This is a genomic window from Exiguobacterium sp. s143, from assembly GCF_018618895.1.
Classification (GTDB): Bacteria; Bacillota; Bacilli; order Exiguobacteriales; family Exiguobacteriaceae; genus Exiguobacterium_A; species Exiguobacterium_A abrahamii.
The window spans coordinates 161053-178450 of sequence record NZ_JACSMX010000005.1; the positions used below are offsets into that span (position 1 = coordinate 161053).

Below are 17398 nucleotides of genomic sequence, written 5' to 3' on the forward strand. Positions count from 1 at the left end.
CACTTTCACTTAAATTAACAATATGTTCACATTTTTCTGAAATATTTAACACTAACTCTCGGGGGGTCATCGTTCCATGAATAAACCATCGAAAATCGCTTTTGCTGGACTTTCCAGCATCGCGCTTCTTGCTGTCGCTGCATGCGGGCAAGGAAATGACGAAAACACAAGCGGATCAGATTCGAAAAACAAAAAAAAGGAAGTCACACTCGTTTCGACGACGGATGTACCTCAGCTAGATCCGACGAAAACGACGGACTCGACTTCCATCATCGTCACGAACAACGTCTTTGAAGGGCTATATCGTCTTGATGGAGATAACAAACCAACACCTGGAATCGCGGAAAGCGTCGAAGTGTCGGAAGATAAAAAAACATACACATTCAAACTGCGTAAAGATGCGAAGTGGTCAGATGGATCAGCCGTCACAGCAGATGATTTCATCTATGCTTGGAAACGCGCACTTGATCCGAAGACAGCAGCAGAATACGCGTACATTTTACAAGATTTAAAGAACGCCAACAAAATCATGGCTGGCGACGCTGAACTTGATGAGCTCGGTGTCAAGAAAGTCGACGATCAAACACTTGAAGTCCAACTTGAAGCTCCAGCACCTTATTTCCTTGGTTTGACAAGTTTCCCAACTTACTTACCATTAAAACAATCATTCGTCGAAGATAAAGGCGATAAGTTCGCGACAAGTGTTGATACAATGGTCTTCAACGGACCTTTCATCCTCGATAAGTGGCAAGCAAATGCTGGCTGGACATACAAGAAAAATCCAGATTACTGGGATAAAGCGAATGTCAAGATGGATAAAATCGATGTCAAGGTCGTCAAAGAAATCTCAACTGGCGTCAACCTGTTCGAAGCGAAAGAAGTCGACTTCGCACCAATTACGTCTGAGTTCGTTTCGCAGTATGAAAAATCAGATGATTACAAGACACGTCCAGATGCTCGGATCAACTTCCTTCGCTTTAACCAAAAGAATAAAGCTTTGAAAAATAAGAACATCCGAAAAGCGCTCGCGCTTGGTTTTGAAAAGCAAGGGATTACAGATGTCATCCTAAACGATGGATCAAAACCAGCAAACTTCATCGTCGCGAAAGACTTCACGTTTACACCAGATGGGGAAGACTTCCGCGCGAAATATCCAGATCTTCAAAGCTACGATGCTGACGCCGCGAAAAAAGCTTGGGATGCTGGCTTGAAGGAACTTGGTGTGAAAACAGTTGAACTCAGCATGCTCTCACGAGATGAAGATGCCTTCAAGAAGGTTTCTGAGTACTTAAAAGGAGATCTTGAGAAGCACCTGCCTGGTTTGACGATCAAAATCAAACAACAACCATTCAAAAACTTCCTCGAACTCGAATCGAAGGGAGATTACGATATCTCTGCGGCTGGTTGGGGACCTGACTACCAGGATCCAATGACGTTCCTCGATATGTGGTTAACGGATGGAAGCTTCAACCGGATGGAATACTCGAACAAAAAGTTCGATGATCTCATTAAAGGAGCAAAACAACAAGCAGATGAAGCGAAACGTTGGTCGGACATGCAAGAAGCTGAAAAAATGCTGTTGACAGAAGACTATGCCATCGCACCAATCTACCAAAAAGGGGAAGCTTACTTACAACGTACAAACATTGATAAATTATACCGTCACCCATTCGGTGCCGATATGAGCTTTAAATGGATGGAAGTAAAATAACCCTTTAAAACATTGATGAACAAGTAGCGGACCTCGTTCCCTACTTGTTTTTTTATTTCCAGACGTGATTCTCAGAAAACAACAAAGACCCCTTCTGATGGAGCCATCGGGGGTCTTTACTGTGCAATTTGTTTATAAAAAGCAATCTCTTCATCCTGTCCTTCCTCAACTGCTCGGAAGAATTCAGCGAAGTAAGCATAAAGAACGGTGCGTTCCTCATACGTCGGTCGAGCTTGACGAATGACGGAGAATGCAAGATTTCGCAACTGACGTTTCGTTCGTCGATGTGTTGGTAACGCATGGAACTGACGCGTGAATGAACGATAGACATCGGCAATCAAAGCTTCATGCCCTTCAAAATAAGTCTTATCCATAATGATGATCTCCTTTCTAATCTTGTTGTCCTACTATTTTCTACGATCCTTCTAGATAAAAGTTTCATAGAAAGTGAGGTTTCTCACAAATGATATAGAACCTACTATAACAAGCTTTCCAAAATGATTCAATATCCAAACTATTAAGTTTCATTAAGGATTTCTAACCGTTTTGTAAAGTGACTTTTTTTGATTTTAACGTAACTTGATTGACAGAAAAACGGTCTGAGTCCCGGAATGAGACTCAGACTCGCGACGGACATCAGTCTGCTTGTACTGAAATATGCTGAAAGTGTTTTACGTCGAATAATCCACTGTCGGTCAGCTTTAACTCCGGAATGACCGGTAAGCAAAGGAATGACATCGTCAAATAGGGATTAAAGGAACGATCCGCCTCTAACACATCGAGGGCATCATTCAATGCTTCGAGTGTATCTCCAACTTCTTGGAAGGGACGATTCGTCATCAGTCCAGCGATTTCAAGCGGTAACTCAGCAAGTACCTCTTGCCCATTGACGGCAATGACTCCCCCACCCGCTTGGACGAGACGTTCCGCAGCCAGTTGCATTTCCTCATCCGACGCGCCAACGATGACGAGGTTGTGCGAATCATGGGCAACAGTCGCCGCAATCGCTCCGCGTTTCATCTTGAAACCTTTGACGATACCGACTGCCGAGAAGGATGTGCCGTGATGCCGTTCAATGACAGCGATCTTCAAAAGATCCTGCTCTGGCACAGGAACGAAATACCCGTCTTGAAGTGGAACATCGAGAATCAGGTGTTCCGTAACGATGCTTTTTGGAATGACTCCGATGACATGCGCCCGTGCTGATTCAAGTGGCAGCGCAAATACTTCCGGCGTAATCGGTTTTGTATTCAATGCACCTCGTAACGATTCTGGAACATGCGCGCGCCGTACTGTTCGGATCGTTTTTCCTGCTCGCGCGACGCAATTCCCTTGAATATAAACCTCGTCAATCACGACGTTATCGGCATCGGATAACAAGACGAAGTCCGCCCGGCGTCCTGGTACGATGGCTCCCCGATCGTCTAAACGATACGCGTTCGTCGCATGCAACGATGCCATCGCATACGCTGTTTCGCGTTTAATTCCATGACGAATCGCATAGCGGATATTATAGTCGATCGTTCCCTCTCGTAACGTGTCATCCAAATGCTTATCGTCCGTACAGAAGAGGAAACGGCTCGCGTTGCTCTCTGTCACAGCATCGAGTACTTCCTTCAAGTTTCGGGCAGCTGATCCTTCCCGCACTTCGACATACAAACCACGACGCGCTCGGGCGATCGCATCTTCCTTACTGACAGATTCATGATCCGTTCGAATTCCGGCGACACCATAAATGTTAATTTCGCGTGGTCCAAGTCCCGCAGCATGACCATCGACCAGTTTTCCTGCGTCTTCGATCTGTTTAATTTTTTGGAGCATATCGCGATCGGCTCGTTCGACCGCTGGATAATCCATGACTTCTCCTAAACCATGGACACCAGGATGATTGACGAACGGTGCAAGTGCCGCCGCATCAAGTGATGCTCCCGCGTGTTCAAACGAAGTCGCCGGTACGCAGCTCGGTAACATCATCCGGACATCAAGCGCGAGACCTTCAGCATCGTCTAGCATGAAGGATAATCCTTCTGCTCCTTTGACATTCGCGATCTCATGCGGATCGGCGATGATCGTCGTGACACCTAACGGTAGAATCGCTTTTTCATACTCACTCGGTGGCACCATCGATGATTCAATATGGACGTGGGCATCAACGAAACTTGGCGCGATGAAAAGTCCTTCTCCCGGACGATTCTCGATTCCCTCATACCCCTCTCCGACAGCAGCAATATAACCTGAATCAATCGCTACATCTGCTGTATATGTCTCACGTGTCATGACATCAATGACTGAAATATTCTGATAGACGACGGCTGCTTTCTCTTTTTTTGCAGCAATCGCGATCAATCGTTCACGCACTGTTTGTTCCATCCTGTCTCCTCCTGTTGTAAGCGTATTTTTACCATCTTACAATTAGTTTGGAAGCTGTTGCAATTTATTTTTTGTAACGTCAAGATGAAAGAGTATCGATTTAATGCCTGAGGGGGAAAAACGCATGAAATATCGTGTCGGTTCACTTGTTCCAAGCATCGATCCATCCGTTTATTTAGCGGACGGATCTAAAGTCATCGGAGAGGTCACGATCGGAAAAGACTCATCTGTCTGGTTCAATACGGTCATCCGGGGAGACGAAGGTCCGATTCACATCGGGGAACGCGTCAACATCCAAGATGGTTCGATGATTCATCAGTATGAAGGGTATCCGACCATCATTGAAGATGAAGTAACGATTGGTCATATGGCGATGATTCACGGCGGAATCATTCGAAAAGGAGCGTTAATCGGAATGTCGGCGACGATCCTCGATGAAGCCGAAATCGGAGAAGGGGCATTCGTTGCTGCGGGGAGTCTTGTTCCGCCAAAAATGAAGGTACCTGCCGGCGCGATGGTCATGGGTGTTCCTGCAAAAATCGTCCGGGATATCAGTGACCATGATCGATTCATCATGGAACGAACAGTCCGAAAATACGTGAAACGAGGGCAGCAGTATGCTGACAGTTGTGAAGCCATCACAGAGGATTTGACAAGTTTGTGAGAACGTTTACAAAGTTCACGGGTTCTTAACACCTCCCCTCTTCCGTCTTTACAATTCTTTCGTACACTAAAGGTGTAAGAGATGAATCAAGACACAGAGAGGGGATTTTATATGATTCCAGTATACGAAGAACGCATCATGTCTGATTTGTTTTCATCTACGAATAACCCAAGTTACGGTTTGCCGACGTTACCCGAATCGGAAACGGATTGGTTGACAGTCGAGATCCAAGCACGTATCGTTAAAGATGCCGAGCACCGCCTTGGAACATTAAACCGAGAGGAAGAACGTGTATGATTCAGCAACGCACTGTTCGCGCTTGGCTCGCTAGTCGCATCAAAAAATAATTTAATCACTTGATTACGTATTTTCCAAAACGATATAGCGCGTCAGCGCGCATACCAAAAGAGCCGAAGCGGATTCCCGCCTCGGCTCTATCTGTTTATTTTGAAATTAATCCTTCTTCGATCAAGAAATCACGCGCGACTTTTTCAGGACGCTGTTTCTCGACATCTGCTTTGTAATTCAATTCTTGCATCTTCTCATCCGTAATCTTATCTTTTAACGTGTTGAGGACTTTCTTCAGCTCCGGATGTTCTTCAAGTGTTTCTTGACGAACAAGCGGTACCGCATAGTATGGTGGGAAGAACTTTTTATCGTCTTCTAGCACTGTTAAATCGAATTTTTGTAACAAACCATCTGTTGAGAAGCTATCGATGACGTTCGTTCGACCATTCGTCAATGCTGTATAACGGAGTCCTCCATCGACTGGTTGTACATCTTGGAATTTCATGTCCGGATACTTTTTCTTCAGACCAAGATAACCATCTTCCCGGTTCGCAAATTCAATTGTTGATCCGAGAATCAAACGATCACTGACTTTTGACATGTCTGATACCGTCTTCAAGTCATATTTTTCGATATCTTCTTTCGTCATGGCGAGGGCATACGTATTGTTGAAACCGATTGGGTCCAGGACGTCGACCTGACTTTTCTCAGGAATCATCTTCCCGACTTTGGCATAAACTGTTTCTGGATCCGTCTCGACGTCTTGCTTGAGCACGTCGATCAACAAAGTACCTGTGTACTCGACATACGCGTCGATTTCCCCTTTTTCAAGCGCCCCGTAAGCGACTTTCGTCCCCCCGAGGTTCAATTGACGTTCGACTTCTAAATCCGTTTTATCTTCGATTAAATCCGCTAACATATTTCCGAGAATCAATTGTTCCGTAAAGTTCTTCGATCCGATGACGATCTTATCTTCCTTGAGGAAAGAGTAAGCGACCGTTCCACCGATTAATAAGAAGACGATACTTGCAATCGCGATCTTACGTCCAGCTGGCATCGCCTTACGACGCTTCCGTGCCTTATTCTTGATCCGACCATCTGCAAGTGGAATCCCATTTGGCGCCACGGAGTATTCAATCCGACTGACGACGAAGTCGATGACGAGTGCTAAAATACCGGCTGGAATTGCTCCGGCAAGAATCTGGTTATTATCAACTGTTTGAATACCTGAGAAGACGAGGTAACCAAGACCACCGGCACCGATGAATGCTGAGATCGTCATTAAACCAACAGCTGTAACGGCTGAAATTCGAATCCCTGCCATCATGATCGGCAAGGCAAGTGGAATCTGAACCTTACTGAGGATTTGCCGATCCGTTAAACCAATTCCTTTAGCTGCTTCGAGCGTGTCCCCTGGAATGCTCGACAGACCCGTGTACGTATTTTTAACGATTGGCAAGAGTGAATAAAGCACGACCATGATGATCGCTGGTGTCGATCCGATACCAATGAACGGAATCAAGAAACCAAGTAAGGCAAGACTCGGAACGGCTTGCACGACACTCGTCAGCGCAAGGACAGGTTTCGCGAACTTTTGGTAACGGGTGATCAGAATTCCGATCGGAATCCCGAGAACGACCGCGATGACGACGGCAAAGACCGTCAGCTGTAAGTGCTCTAGCAATAAATCACCGATCTGATCGGTATTATTTTTTACATAATCAAAGAATCCGTTCATTGGACTTCCTCCTCATGAATGAATTGCTCACTCAAGACGGAAAGTAAGCTACTACGTGTAATCAACCCTCTGAGTTTTCCTGTTGCATCCGTTACTGGTAGATAACCAGTCTCTTCCTGATTCATGACTTCAAGAACATCGAGTAATGAATCGTGTTCATTGACGGCGATGATTTCGCCCTCCATCACTTCTTCGATCCGTTGGCTCTTATCCGGAATCGTCTGGATGTTCTTCAACTTAATCAGCCCTTGTAAGACGCGGTCACGATCGGTGATCAACAGGCTGTCGACTTTGCGTCCACGCATGATTTCAATTCCCTGCAATAACGTCCGTTTGCCACTGATTGAAACTGGGTCCTCGATCATGATATCTTCTGCCTTGATGAATTCTGGACTACTCCAGATTTTATTTTTTCCGATGAACGATTCGACATATTCATCTTTTGGATGACGCAAGATTTCTTCTGGAGTATCGAACTGGACGATTTCCCCATCACGCATGATACATATCCGATCCGCTAACTTGATCGCTTCATCCATATCATGGGTGACGAAAACGATCGTCTTTTTCACTTCTTCCTGCAAGTTAAAAAGTTCTTCCTGTAGATCGTTACGGGTAACGGGATCGAGTGCACTGAACGGCTCATCCATCAAAATGACATCAGGATCATTCATTAAAGCTCGTGCGAAACCAACACGCTGTTGCTGCCCACCACTGAGTTCGCTTGGATAACGATCGATGAATTGCTTTGGATCAAGCCCGACCATCGTCAACAGTTGTTCTGTCCGTTGATCCATCTCATCGTGGTTCTTCCCCTCAAGCCCAGCAATCAATTGAATGTTTTCCCGGACCGTCATGTGAGGGAACAAGCCGGTTTGCTGAATGACATATCCCATATGACGTCTTAATTCGATCGTGTCCGTCTTCATGATGTCCTTCCCGTTGACCAAAATCGTGCCTGAAGAAGGTTCGATCAGTCGATTGATCATCTTAAGTGACGTCGTTTTCCCACAGCCACTTGGTCCGATGAAAACAACGAGTTCACCCTTTTGAATCTCGAGCGATAAGCCTTTCAAGACGACATTGTCCTTAAACTGCTTACCGACGTTTTTGAATTCGATCATTCCTTCTCACTCCTTTTTACTATTTCCATATATTATGGTTTCCCAAAAAGATTACGGTTTAAACAAATTTTCTGTAATTTAGTTTTATTTCTTTGCAAAACGGGAATTTCTTAGTTCTTTTTTTAAAATAAAGGGAATACCTTAATAAAGAGTACTTGTAAAGCATGTTTTTGATGAAGGAGGTACTAGACGATGAACATCAAGAAACCTACCATCATGATGATCGGATTACTTCTCCTTAGTCCACTTTCGATTCCTTCACAGGCTAATGCGGCGAGCTCTACGTTTGTGACGAAAGGAACGACGACACAAAAAGTCGTCGCATTGACGTTTGATGACGGTTCAGATGGGACGAACATTGCAAAAATCTTAAGTATCTTAAAAAGTAACCAAGTGAAAGCGACTTTCTTTTTGACAGGCAGTGGTGCAAACAATCATCCTCAATCGATCAAGAACATCACAACTGCCTCTCCTACACACCAAATCGGCAATCACTCGTATTCGCATCCGGATTTTACGACCTTAACAGCAAGCCAGATGACGAGTGAATTATCCCGAACAGAATCTCTCATCCGGTCCTTGACCGGAAAAACGACGAAACCAATTTTCCGAGCGCCGTTCGGTGCAAGTAATAGTAACGTATTGAGTGCCGTTGGGGCGGCAGGTTATACGAAAACGATTCAATGGAATATTGATACGACGGATTGGAAAGGCATCTCTTCAACAGCCATCTTGGATCGTGTATTACCAAAAGTCGTTCCCGGATCGATTATTCTGATGCATACCGGTGCTGGTGCGAAAGGAACACCGACCGCCTTGCCGACGATGATTTCAAAACTAAAAGCAAAAGGCTATTCGTTCGTCACGATTTCAGAACTGTTACGGTCACCGACTTCAACCGGTACGACGTATACCGTCAAAGCTGGCGATACACTCTATTCCATCGCCCGCAAATACAACGTCTCGGTCTCTGCCCTCGCGAGTGCGAATAACATCACGAACTGGAATCTGTTGAACGTCGGTCAAGTCTTGAAAATTCCAACAACGACTTATACGGTTAAAGCCGGTGATACACTTTACTCGATTGCGACACGATATGGTGTCACCGTCACAGCATTGATGCAGGCAAACAACATTACGAATCCGAACCTCTTGCTCGTTGGACAAGTCTTAAAAATTCCAAACTGAATATGCTAATCGCAACACAAAAAAAAACGATCCCTCTCTATTCAAGAGAAGAATCGCTTTAGATCGTATGCATGAAACCGGCGCGATAGCGTCGGTTTTTTTTGTCCTTTCGTTTGACCCCGCACCTCTTACGACTCTGATCGGACACCGTTGATCCCAAGATCACACTGAATCAAATCCGCATACGTTTGTCGACGGACGACTTCACGGGATTCCCCGTCCCGAACGAAAACGAGTGCCGGACGTAAGAACTGGTTATAATTGCTTGCCATCGAGAAGTTATACGCTCCTGTCCCAAAGACAGCAAGTGTATCGCCACCGTTCGGTGTGACCAACTGTGCTTTTTCAGCGACGAGATCCCCTGATTCACAAGCTGCTCCGACGACCGTCACTTCAGTCGTTTCACCACTCATCCGGTTTGCGATGACGGTTTCATACACGGCACCGTAAAGTGCTGGGCGAATGTTATCCGTCATTCCGCCATCGACCGAAAGATATGTTCTGACGCCTTCAATTTCTTTGATGGCCCCGACCGTATACAGTGTCGTTCCTGCATTCGCAACGACCCAGCGCCCTGGCTCGATCCCGATTCGTGGACGTTCGATGCCGAGTCGCTCCGTTTCCGTCTCGATCACGTCCATGACGCGTGCGATCGTCGCTTCAAAATCAAGCGGCTGATCGTCCTGTGTATAGGCAATACCGAAGCCACCGCCAACATTGACTTCGCTGACTGTGAAGCCATGGTGCGCACGAATCGTTTCGACAAAGCCCATCATCGTCCGAGCTGTCTGTTCGAACAGTGACGGATCTTGGATTTGCGAACCAACATGACAATGGATGCCAAGTAACGACAGATGTTCCGATGCTAAAATTGCCTCGATCGCGTCCAAGTAATCTGACGCATGTGTTGAGAAACCGAATTTCGTATCGACGCCACCTGTCTGGATTTTCGCATGCGCTCCCCCGATGACTTGTGGCACGATCCGGATCAGGACATGGACCGTTTGACCAGCTTGCGCTGCGATGGCTTCCAGTTGTGCAATTTCGGCAAAGTGATCGATGACGATCCGTCCGACACCTTGCTCAACGGCATATTGAAGATCAGCCGTCGATTTATTCGAACCATGGAAATAGATCCGTTCTGCCGGAACCCCGGATTGACGGGCGATGAAGAGTTCTCCCCCCGTAACGACATCGATTCCGAGACCATGACGCACGACTTGTTCATATACGGCACTGACCGTCAGAGCTTTAGAAGCAAAGGAAGCATACGTGTTCGGATACTTATCAAGGAAGTGTTCCCGGACGGTCGCTAATCGATCCGTCAGCTCCCGCTCTGCCATCACGTACAATGGTGTTCCGTACTGTGCTGCAAGATCGGTCGCTGCGACACCATCGATGTGCAACGTGTTGTTTTCTTCTGTCAGGTATTGACTTCCATACATAATAAGTTCCTCCTTATAGATACTGATGCGTCAAACGCCACGACCGGGCGCACATCTGCTCTGAATTGTTCGCTGCTCCTGTCCGGGTGATATCGTCAATTTCAACGCCATCCCCGTATAGCACGACCTCGTCTCCGACCTCAATCGTCCCATCGACAGCGACGAACGTATGACTCATGAATAATTTATTGATGACCGGATAAGGTTTTTCTTTAATATGAACAGGCAACGCGGCACGCCCACGGACTACACCGTCTCCATATCCGACGGGTAAGATAGCAATCCGCATCGGTTCTGTACTCGTAAAGTTCGTCCCGTATCCCACATGCTCACCCGGTCCAATTTCGCGAATTTCAACGACCTCCGTCGTCATCCGTAGCGAAGGAACGAGCCAGTCCATCTTTTCAATCGGTGAATAGCCGAATAAGAAGATGCCAGGGCGGACATAGTTACAAAATGCGAGACGCGGATCGTGTTTGACGATCGTCGCACTGTTTTCCGAGTGCATATACGTAAACGTATGGCGCTTTCGTAACACATCGGCAATGGCGACGAAACGTTCGACTTGTCCATCGTGATCCGCATCCGGTTCATCGGCAAGTGGAAAGTGTGTATATAAACCTGTTAAATCAAGCGAATCTGCTTGCGCAAGCGCAAGGACAGCTTCCGCCTCTTGAAGCGAACTGACACCAAAACGATTCATCCCGACGTTGATCTTCAAATGTAACTCGATTCCCTGCAGCTGTTTACTGTTTAGGGCGAGCCATTCTAGCGATGAGACACCGAGTGCGATTCCGAAACGTCGTGCTGTTTCAAAATCCTCCGTCGGATTCATCACCAGTACATAACTGTCTGGAAAATTCGTTTTGATTTCAATGGCTTCATACAACTCAGCGACAGCAAAGTGATGCACATCAGATGCCATCAGCGTCTCGACCATCTCGAGCATACCTAAGTTATACGCATTGTTCTTGACCACGGCAAAAATACGTTTACGTGACCGAGCGAAGACCGATGCGACATTCTGTCGCACCGCCTTCCGATCGATCGTGACGAGTGTACGCGTCGTCATTCTGCGACAGCAGGTGTCACGTACGTCAACCAATCCGCGTATTGCGGTAATTGACCTGTGACGGCTTGACGATAAAGATCGAGCAACTCATCTGCGACGTTCCGTGTTCCGCCGTTGATCGAGATATGATCGATTTCACCGACACTCGTGATTTCAGCAGCTGTTCCTGTTAAGAAGATCTCATCTGCGACATACAGCTCATCGCGTCCGATATGACGTTCGACGACAGGATAGCCTTGATCTTGTGCCAAACGGATGATGACTTGGCGTGTGATACCGTCGAGTACTGAACAATCAAGTGACGGTGTATGAATCGTTCCGTTTTTAAGAAGGAAAAGATTCGCAACACTCGCTTCACTAACGTTTCCGTTCATGTCGAGCGCGATTGCTTCATCAAATCCATCACGGATCGCTTCACCTTTTAAGAGTTGTGAGTTCATATAGTTCGCAGCCGCTTTCGCTTGCATCGGCATCATCGTTGATGAGACGCGGCGGTATGATGCGACTTTGGCACGGATGCCAGCACCTTTATCGAAGTATTCCCCAAGCTCCCAGCAAGAGATGCCGACATGAACCGTCGTATCTTTCGCCATCAATGCTTGCCATGGCGTACCGAGGAACACGAATGGACGGATATAACACGATTCAAATCCGTTTTTCGCAACTAAATCGATCGTTGCTTGAACAAGTTCGTCGACAGTATACGGAATCGTGACGTGGTAGTACGCACAACTGCGGAAGAGACGCTCGATATGTTCCTTCAATTGGAAAATCGCCGGTCCGTCCGGTGTCGCGTATGCACGAATTCCTTCAAAGAATCCACTACCGTAGTGAATCGCATGTGACATGACGCTCGTGTTCGCATCTTTCGGATCATGAAAGACTCCATCTAACCAAATTGCTTCTCCATACTGTGTATCCACTGCCATGTGTTTTCCTCCTCTTCGACGTCAATCAGAGTGAACGTAAATCATCCACCAATTGCGTCTTCTCTTCTGTTTTCGCATCTTTCTGTTTGATGACACGTGCAGGTGTTCCAGCAACGACGCTTCCAGCAGGTACGTCTTCTGTGACGACACTACCAGCAGCGACGACGGCATCTTTGCCGACTTTGACGCCTTCAAGAATGACTGCATTTGCACCAATCAAGACACCGTCTTCAATGATGACAGGTGTTTTTGAAGGTGGTTCGAGGACACCCGCGACCACGGCACCTGCGCCGACATGAACGTTTTTCCCGATCGTCCCACGTGCACCGACGACAGCGTTCATATCAATCATTGTACCATCTCCGATTGATGCACCGATATTGATGATGGCACCCATCATGACGACTGCGTTGTCACCGATGACGACATGATCACGAATCCATGAACCTGGTTCGATGCGCGCATTCAAGTGACGTGTATCAAGCATTGGTACCGCACTGTTGCGACGGTCATACTCCACGTGAACATCCGTGATGCGATCTGAATACTTTTCTAAGAAAGTAGCCGCAAGTCCTGCATCCGCGAAGAAAATCTTTGATTCATCTGATCCGAATGCTGTAGCGCCTTCGATCGTCAAGCCCGCCAAATCGCCGTTGACGTAAAGTTTTACCGGTGTTTGTTTTTTAGCATCTTTAATGAATTTAGCAATTTCGTAAGCATCAGTGAGTAACATGTGAATCCTCCTGTGTGTAGAGCGTCTCTAATGTATAGAGTCCCGCTGTTTTTTGAATGAGTGCCTCAGCTGCTTTGATCGCACCAGAAGCAAATACTTTTTTCGATAGCGCTGTATGTTTGATTTCAATCAATTCGTCGACACCTGCGAATAAGACTTCGTGTTCTCCGAAGATCGTTCCACCGCGCATCGCGTGCATCCCGATCTCGTTCGTCTCCCGCTTTTGCCGCGTCTGTGACCGGTCATATACCGGTGTGACGTCACGTGCCGTCTGAATCGTTTGCAATAACAACTCAGCCGTTCCGCTTGGCGCATCGACTTTTTGGTTATGATGTTTCTCGAGCAATTCGATGTCATACGCTCCTGCTAGTGGCACAAGTGTCTTCAGCAGTTGCTGCACCATCGCGATACCGTACGACATGTTGTACGACTGGAAGATCGGAATTTCTTTTGCGGCGTCCTTAATCGATGCCAGTTCCGCCTCAGAAAAACCAGTCGTTGCGATAACGAGTGGTGTTTTTGTCGCCAGCCCGTATGCGAGCAGATCAGGTAGCAAACTCGGATGCGAGAAGTCGATGATCGCATCGACCGTTTCTGACATCTCTGTTAGCTCGGCATATGAAGCGATCGTATCGGATGACTTCGTCCGGTCAACGATCGCCACGACACTTTGTGGTGCGAGTTCGACGACGTATTGTCCTGTCGCCCCATAACCGTGTAACGCGAGTTTCATCGAACCACTCCTTTGTAAGCCCGCATCGTTTCGAGTAAGTGGGCATGTCCCGCTTCCGATTGACGGACGAGCGGCAAGCGCGGCGCACCGACAGCAAAGCCAAGTTCTTCAAGCGATGCTTTGACTGGAATCGGATTAACGTCACTGAACAAGGCACCGATGACCGGTAACAAGTCTGCCTGAATCCGGCGAGCTGTGACGAGATCTTGTGCGAGTAACGCCTCAGCAAGTGCTTGTGTCTCTGCTGGGTACGGGTTCGAAAGAACTGAGATGACGCCTTGTGCCCCCCATGCCATGTACGGCAGGATTTGATCATCATTTCCACAGAAGACCGCGAAATCTTCCGGAATCGCCGCCATCAGTTCACCCATGAAGCTGACGTCTCCACTCGCCTCCTTAAACGCTTGGATTCGTGGATGACGTGCTAACGTCACTGCTGTTTCGACTGCGATCGCAACTCCTGTCCGCGATGGAACGTTGTACAGCATGATTGGTAATTCGGTTGCATCAGCGACCGCCGTGAAATGTGCGACGAGACCCGCTTGCGATGTTTTATTGTAGTACGGTGTGACGAGCATCGCTGCGTCCGCACCGAGGCGCTCTGCGAGTAACGTCTTCTCGATTGTTGCTGCCGTGTTGTTCGAACCCGTTCCGGCAATGACTGGTACTCGTCCTGCCGTGATTTGAACGGCAGTCGTCAGTAGTTGTTCGAATTCCGTGTTCGTCAGTGTCGATCCTTCTCCTGTCGTTCCTCCGACGACAAGCGCCTGAATTCCTGCTGCGAGTTGTTGCTCGATCAAGCGTTCGAATACGTGTAGATCCAACTCGCCTGCTTCATTAAATGGTGTGACGAGCGCTGTACCTGCTCCTTTGAACATGAAGAACTCCTCCTTTTTTATGAATGAATCGACTGTTCGATTGCTTGGCGTGCGACTTGTACGGCATTCGAGGCGGCACCTTTTCGAATGTTGTCGGCTACACACCAGAGATGGAACGTGTTCGCGAGACTATCATCTTGTCGAATCCGACCGACGTAGACGTCGTCCGTACCACTTGCATCGAGTGGCATCGGATAACGCGTATTCGCGACATCATCGATGAGGACGACGCCCGGTGCGCCTTCAAGTGCTTCACGGATCGCTGCAACCGTCGTCGGCTGCGTAAACGTGACGTTGATCGCAACCGAGTGAGAATTCGTGACTGGAACACGCACACATGTCGCACTGACTGGTAGTGCTGGAAGATTGAAGATTTTCCGTGTTTCGTCAATCATCTTCTGCTCTTCTTTCGTATAGCCGTTCTCAAGGAACACATCGATATGTGGCAAGATGTTATCGTGAATCGGATGCGGATAATTGACGGGCTCTTCTCCGCGTGCTCCACGTGCCAGATCCTCTATTCCTTTTTGACCAGAACCGGATACGGCCTGATACGTCGTATAGTTGACACGCTCGAATCCCAGTGACTGGAGCGGTGCTAAGGCGACGACGGATTGAATCGTCGAACAGTTCGGATTTGCGATCAAGCGGTCCGTCGCTTGAATCGCTTGTGGATTGACTTCTGGCACGACAAGCGGAATCGTCTCCTGCATCCGGAAAGCACTTGAATTATCAACGACGAGTGTTCCGTTTTCAGCTAGTAACGGGGCATATTGTTCACTGATCGTTCCGCCCGCCGCGAACAACGCGACGTCAATCTCGTCTTCCGTGATACTTGGTGTCAGTGCTTGGATCGTAATGGCTTCTTCCTTGAACTGTACCGTGTTCCCTGCTGAACGAGCAGAAGCGTAAGCGGACAGGCGGCTGACCGGGAAGTCCAGTTCGGCTAGTACTTGTAACATTTTTTGACCGACGGCGCCGGTTGCTCCAATGACTGCTACATGATACATCCTGTTTTCCTCCTTATAACTCGAACGCGTTTGCAATCGCTGCAACCGTCCGTTCAATATCTGCTTGTGCAATCGTGTATGAGATGCTGATTTCTGAAGTCGTAACTTGATAGAACGGAATGTTCTCCGCTCGGAAGATTGCGAACAACTTCGAAGCGACACCTGTTGCATCCCGCATCCCGATGCCGACGACAGATAATTTCGCGTGTTGATTGTGGCGGTCGACCTTGACTGTCGTGAAGCGATCCATGATGTCTTTCAATGCTTCATCGAGGAACTCTTCCTCATCGAGTGGACATGAGAACGATAAGAAGATGTCACTGTCGAACGTCGTTTGACTGATCATGTCGATGTTGACGTGGCGATTGGATAACAGTTCGAAGATATCGGCTACTGCTGCGTTCGTTTGCGGTACGTGTTTGATTGATACCGTCAAGACGTTCTTCGTCACACTGACACTCGTCACCGCTTTTTGTTCCATTGTTTCCGTCGCTTCCATGATCCATGTTCCCCTTTTCGATTCAAGTGTTTTCCCGACGAAGATGTGTACGCCGTATTTTTTTCCTAGTTCGACACTCCGCATTTCCATGACCTTCGACCCGAGGGCGCTCATCTCCATCATCTCATCATATGAGATGTGCGGAATCGGTTGAGCAGCAGCATGGATTCGCGGATCAGCTGTATAGACACCGTCGACATCGGTATAGATTTCGCACCGTTTATCAAGGACTGCCGCAAGGGCAACTGCCGTTGTATCCGACCCACCCCGTCCAAGCGTCGTGACATCACCGAGTTCGTTGACACCTTGGAATCCGGCGACGATGACGACATCGTACGTTTCGAGTTTTTGTCGTAATAGATTTCCATCAATCTGTTTGATCTTACTTTTCGTATGCAATCCCATCGTACTGATTCCCGCTTGAGCGCCTGTTTGCGATAACGCTTTGACGCCGAGTGAGTTGAGGGCGATGCTGAGTAATGAAATCGTCTGTTCTTCTCCGATGGCAAGCAGACGATCGAGTTCTCGGCGCTCGGGGCGATCTGTGATGGCTTGCGCCTGAGCAATCAAAGAATCTGTCATCTTGCCCATCGCCGAAACGACGACGACGAGTTTTTCACCTTCGGCTGCGCGACTCTTCAAATAATTCGCAATAGACTGAATCTGTTCGACAGTCGCAACCGAGCTTCCACCAAATTTAAGTACAGTTGTCACAATCCTATCTCCTTTGTCCCGATACAGAAAAAAAACGACGGGCCGGTAGGAGCGTTCCTACGGCCCGTCGTTATCACGATCGGACAAACGAAGACAAAGTCATTCGTTCTTTTACGTAAGATAGCGCTCCGAAACATCGGTTTCGGCAGTACAACGGATCTTAACCGTTGTACCAGCAAACAAGAAGAAGCATCTTCTCGTTCACTTCGGCGGACTTCCCCTTTCACATCATTCGGCATGCTTGCCTTCAAGAATGATGCTACTCATGTCATCCGCGCCTCTATCTGTCGGTTGTTAGTTAC

16 protein-coding genes and 1 riboswitch are annotated in these 17398 nt (G+C 47.7%); of the genes, 4 read left to right on the forward strand and 12 right to left on the reverse strand.

Translation table 11 applies throughout. The annotated features are described in order from the left end of the window. Positions 1–76 precede the first annotated feature (76 nt). Entirely contained in the window at positions 77–1711 is a 1635-nt protein-coding gene (locus KNQ03_RS14935) for a peptide ABC transporter substrate-binding protein (protein WP_214725350.1), read from the forward strand. Positions 1712–1827: 116 nt separating this feature from the next. On the opposite strand, the gene KNQ03_RS14940 is transcribed toward KNQ03_RS14935, so the two are convergent. Next, positions 1828–2085 (reverse strand): hypothetical protein, encoded by a 258-nt coding sequence (locus tag KNQ03_RS14940; protein WP_023467133.1) that lies wholly within the window; start codon positions 2083–2085, stop codon positions 1828–1830. Positions 2086–2347: 262 nt separating this feature from the next. Beyond that, a complete protein-coding gene (ade, locus tag KNQ03_RS14945; RefSeq protein ID WP_214725352.1) occupies positions 2348–4081 on the reverse strand; it encodes an adenine deaminase in 1734 nt (577 codons plus the stop codon). 124 nt (positions 4082–4205) lie between these two features. On the opposite strand from ade, the gene KNQ03_RS14950 reads away from it, so the two are divergent. After that, positions 4206–4745: a gamma carbonic anhydrase family protein gene (locus tag KNQ03_RS14950; protein ID WP_214725354.1), complete on the forward strand. Its 540-nt coding sequence runs from the start codon at positions 4206–4208 to the stop codon at positions 4743–4745. Positions 4746–4856: 111 nt separating this feature from the next. Then, the gene (locus KNQ03_RS14955) at positions 4857–5042 is read left to right on the forward strand and encodes a hypothetical protein (protein WP_050678068.1); all 186 of its coding nucleotides are present in this window, start codon (positions 4857–4859) and stop codon (positions 5040–5042) included. A gap of 145 nt (positions 5043–5187) precedes the next feature. On the opposite strand, the gene KNQ03_RS14960 is transcribed toward KNQ03_RS14955, so the two are convergent. Together KNQ03_RS14960 and KNQ03_RS14965 are read right to left on the reverse strand one after the other, a co-directional pair. Further along, positions 5188–6771, reverse strand: a complete 1584-nt coding sequence (locus tag KNQ03_RS14960) for an ABC transporter permease/substrate-binding protein (RefSeq protein WP_029340779.1) — start codon at positions 6769–6771, stop codon at positions 5188–5190. Further along, a complete protein-coding gene (locus tag KNQ03_RS14965) occupies positions 6768–7895 on the reverse strand; it encodes an ABC transporter ATP-binding protein (protein ID WP_029340778.1) in 1128 nt (375 codons plus the stop codon). The genes KNQ03_RS14960 and KNQ03_RS14965 overlap by 4 nt, the downstream gene beginning before the upstream one ends. Positions 7896–8087: 192 nt before the next feature. On the opposite strand from KNQ03_RS14965, the gene KNQ03_RS14970 reads away from it, so the two are divergent. Further along, positions 8088–9083: a LysM peptidoglycan-binding domain-containing protein gene (locus KNQ03_RS14970; protein ID WP_214725356.1), complete on the forward strand. Its 996-nt coding sequence runs from the start codon at positions 8088–8090 to the stop codon at positions 9081–9083. 128 nt (positions 9084–9211) lie between these two features. Here KNQ03_RS14970 and lysA read toward each other — a convergent pair whose 3' ends face one another. From lysA to KNQ03_RS15010, 8 genes are read right to left on the reverse strand one after another with little or no spacing between them, the layout of a single operon-like run. Beyond that, positions 9212–10528 (reverse strand): diaminopimelate decarboxylase, encoded by a 1317-nt coding sequence (gene lysA, locus KNQ03_RS14975; RefSeq protein WP_149426811.1) that lies wholly within the window; start codon positions 10526–10528, stop codon positions 9212–9214. 13 nt (positions 10529–10541) lie between these two features. Beyond that, on the reverse strand, positions 10542–11600 hold the full coding sequence (alr, locus tag KNQ03_RS14980; protein WP_055966600.1) for an alanine racemase: 1059 nt from the start codon (positions 11598–11600) through the stop codon (positions 10542–10544). After that, the gene (locus KNQ03_RS14985) at positions 11597–12529 is read right to left on the reverse strand and encodes a branched-chain amino acid transaminase (RefSeq protein ID WP_023467124.1); all 933 of its coding nucleotides are present in this window, start codon (positions 12527–12529) and stop codon (positions 11597–11599) included. The genes alr and KNQ03_RS14985 overlap by 4 nt, the downstream gene beginning before the upstream one ends. Before the next feature lie 25 nt (positions 12530–12554). Continuing rightward, complete coding sequence (gene dapD / locus KNQ03_RS14990; RefSeq protein WP_029340774.1) at positions 12555–13262, reverse strand: 2,3,4,5-tetrahydropyridine-2,6-dicarboxylate N-acetyltransferase; 708 nt, start codon at positions 13260–13262, stop codon at positions 12555–12557. Next, positions 13249–13995, reverse strand: a complete 747-nt coding sequence (gene dapB / locus KNQ03_RS14995) for a 4-hydroxy-tetrahydrodipicolinate reductase (protein ID WP_023467121.1) — start codon at positions 13993–13995, stop codon at positions 13249–13251. The genes dapD and dapB overlap by 14 nt, the downstream gene beginning before the upstream one ends. Further along, positions 13992–14873, reverse strand: a complete 882-nt coding sequence (dapA, locus tag KNQ03_RS15000) for a 4-hydroxy-tetrahydrodipicolinate synthase (protein WP_023467119.1) — start codon at positions 14871–14873, stop codon at positions 13992–13994. Before dapA ends, dapB begins: the two co-directional genes overlap by 4 nt. 17 nt (positions 14874–14890) lie before the next feature. Next, a complete protein-coding gene (locus KNQ03_RS15005) occupies positions 14891–15883 on the reverse strand; it encodes an aspartate-semialdehyde dehydrogenase (protein WP_055966597.1) in 993 nt (330 codons plus the stop codon). A gap of 13 nt (positions 15884–15896) precedes the next feature. Beyond that, positions 15897–17096: an aspartate kinase gene (locus tag KNQ03_RS15010; RefSeq protein ID WP_023467116.1), complete on the reverse strand. Its 1200-nt coding sequence runs from the start codon at positions 17094–17096 to the stop codon at positions 15897–15899. Positions 17097–17209: 113 nt separating this feature from the next. Next, a riboswitch (Lysine riboswitch) is annotated at positions 17210–17387 on the reverse strand. Positions 17388–17398: the final 11 nt, after the last annotated feature.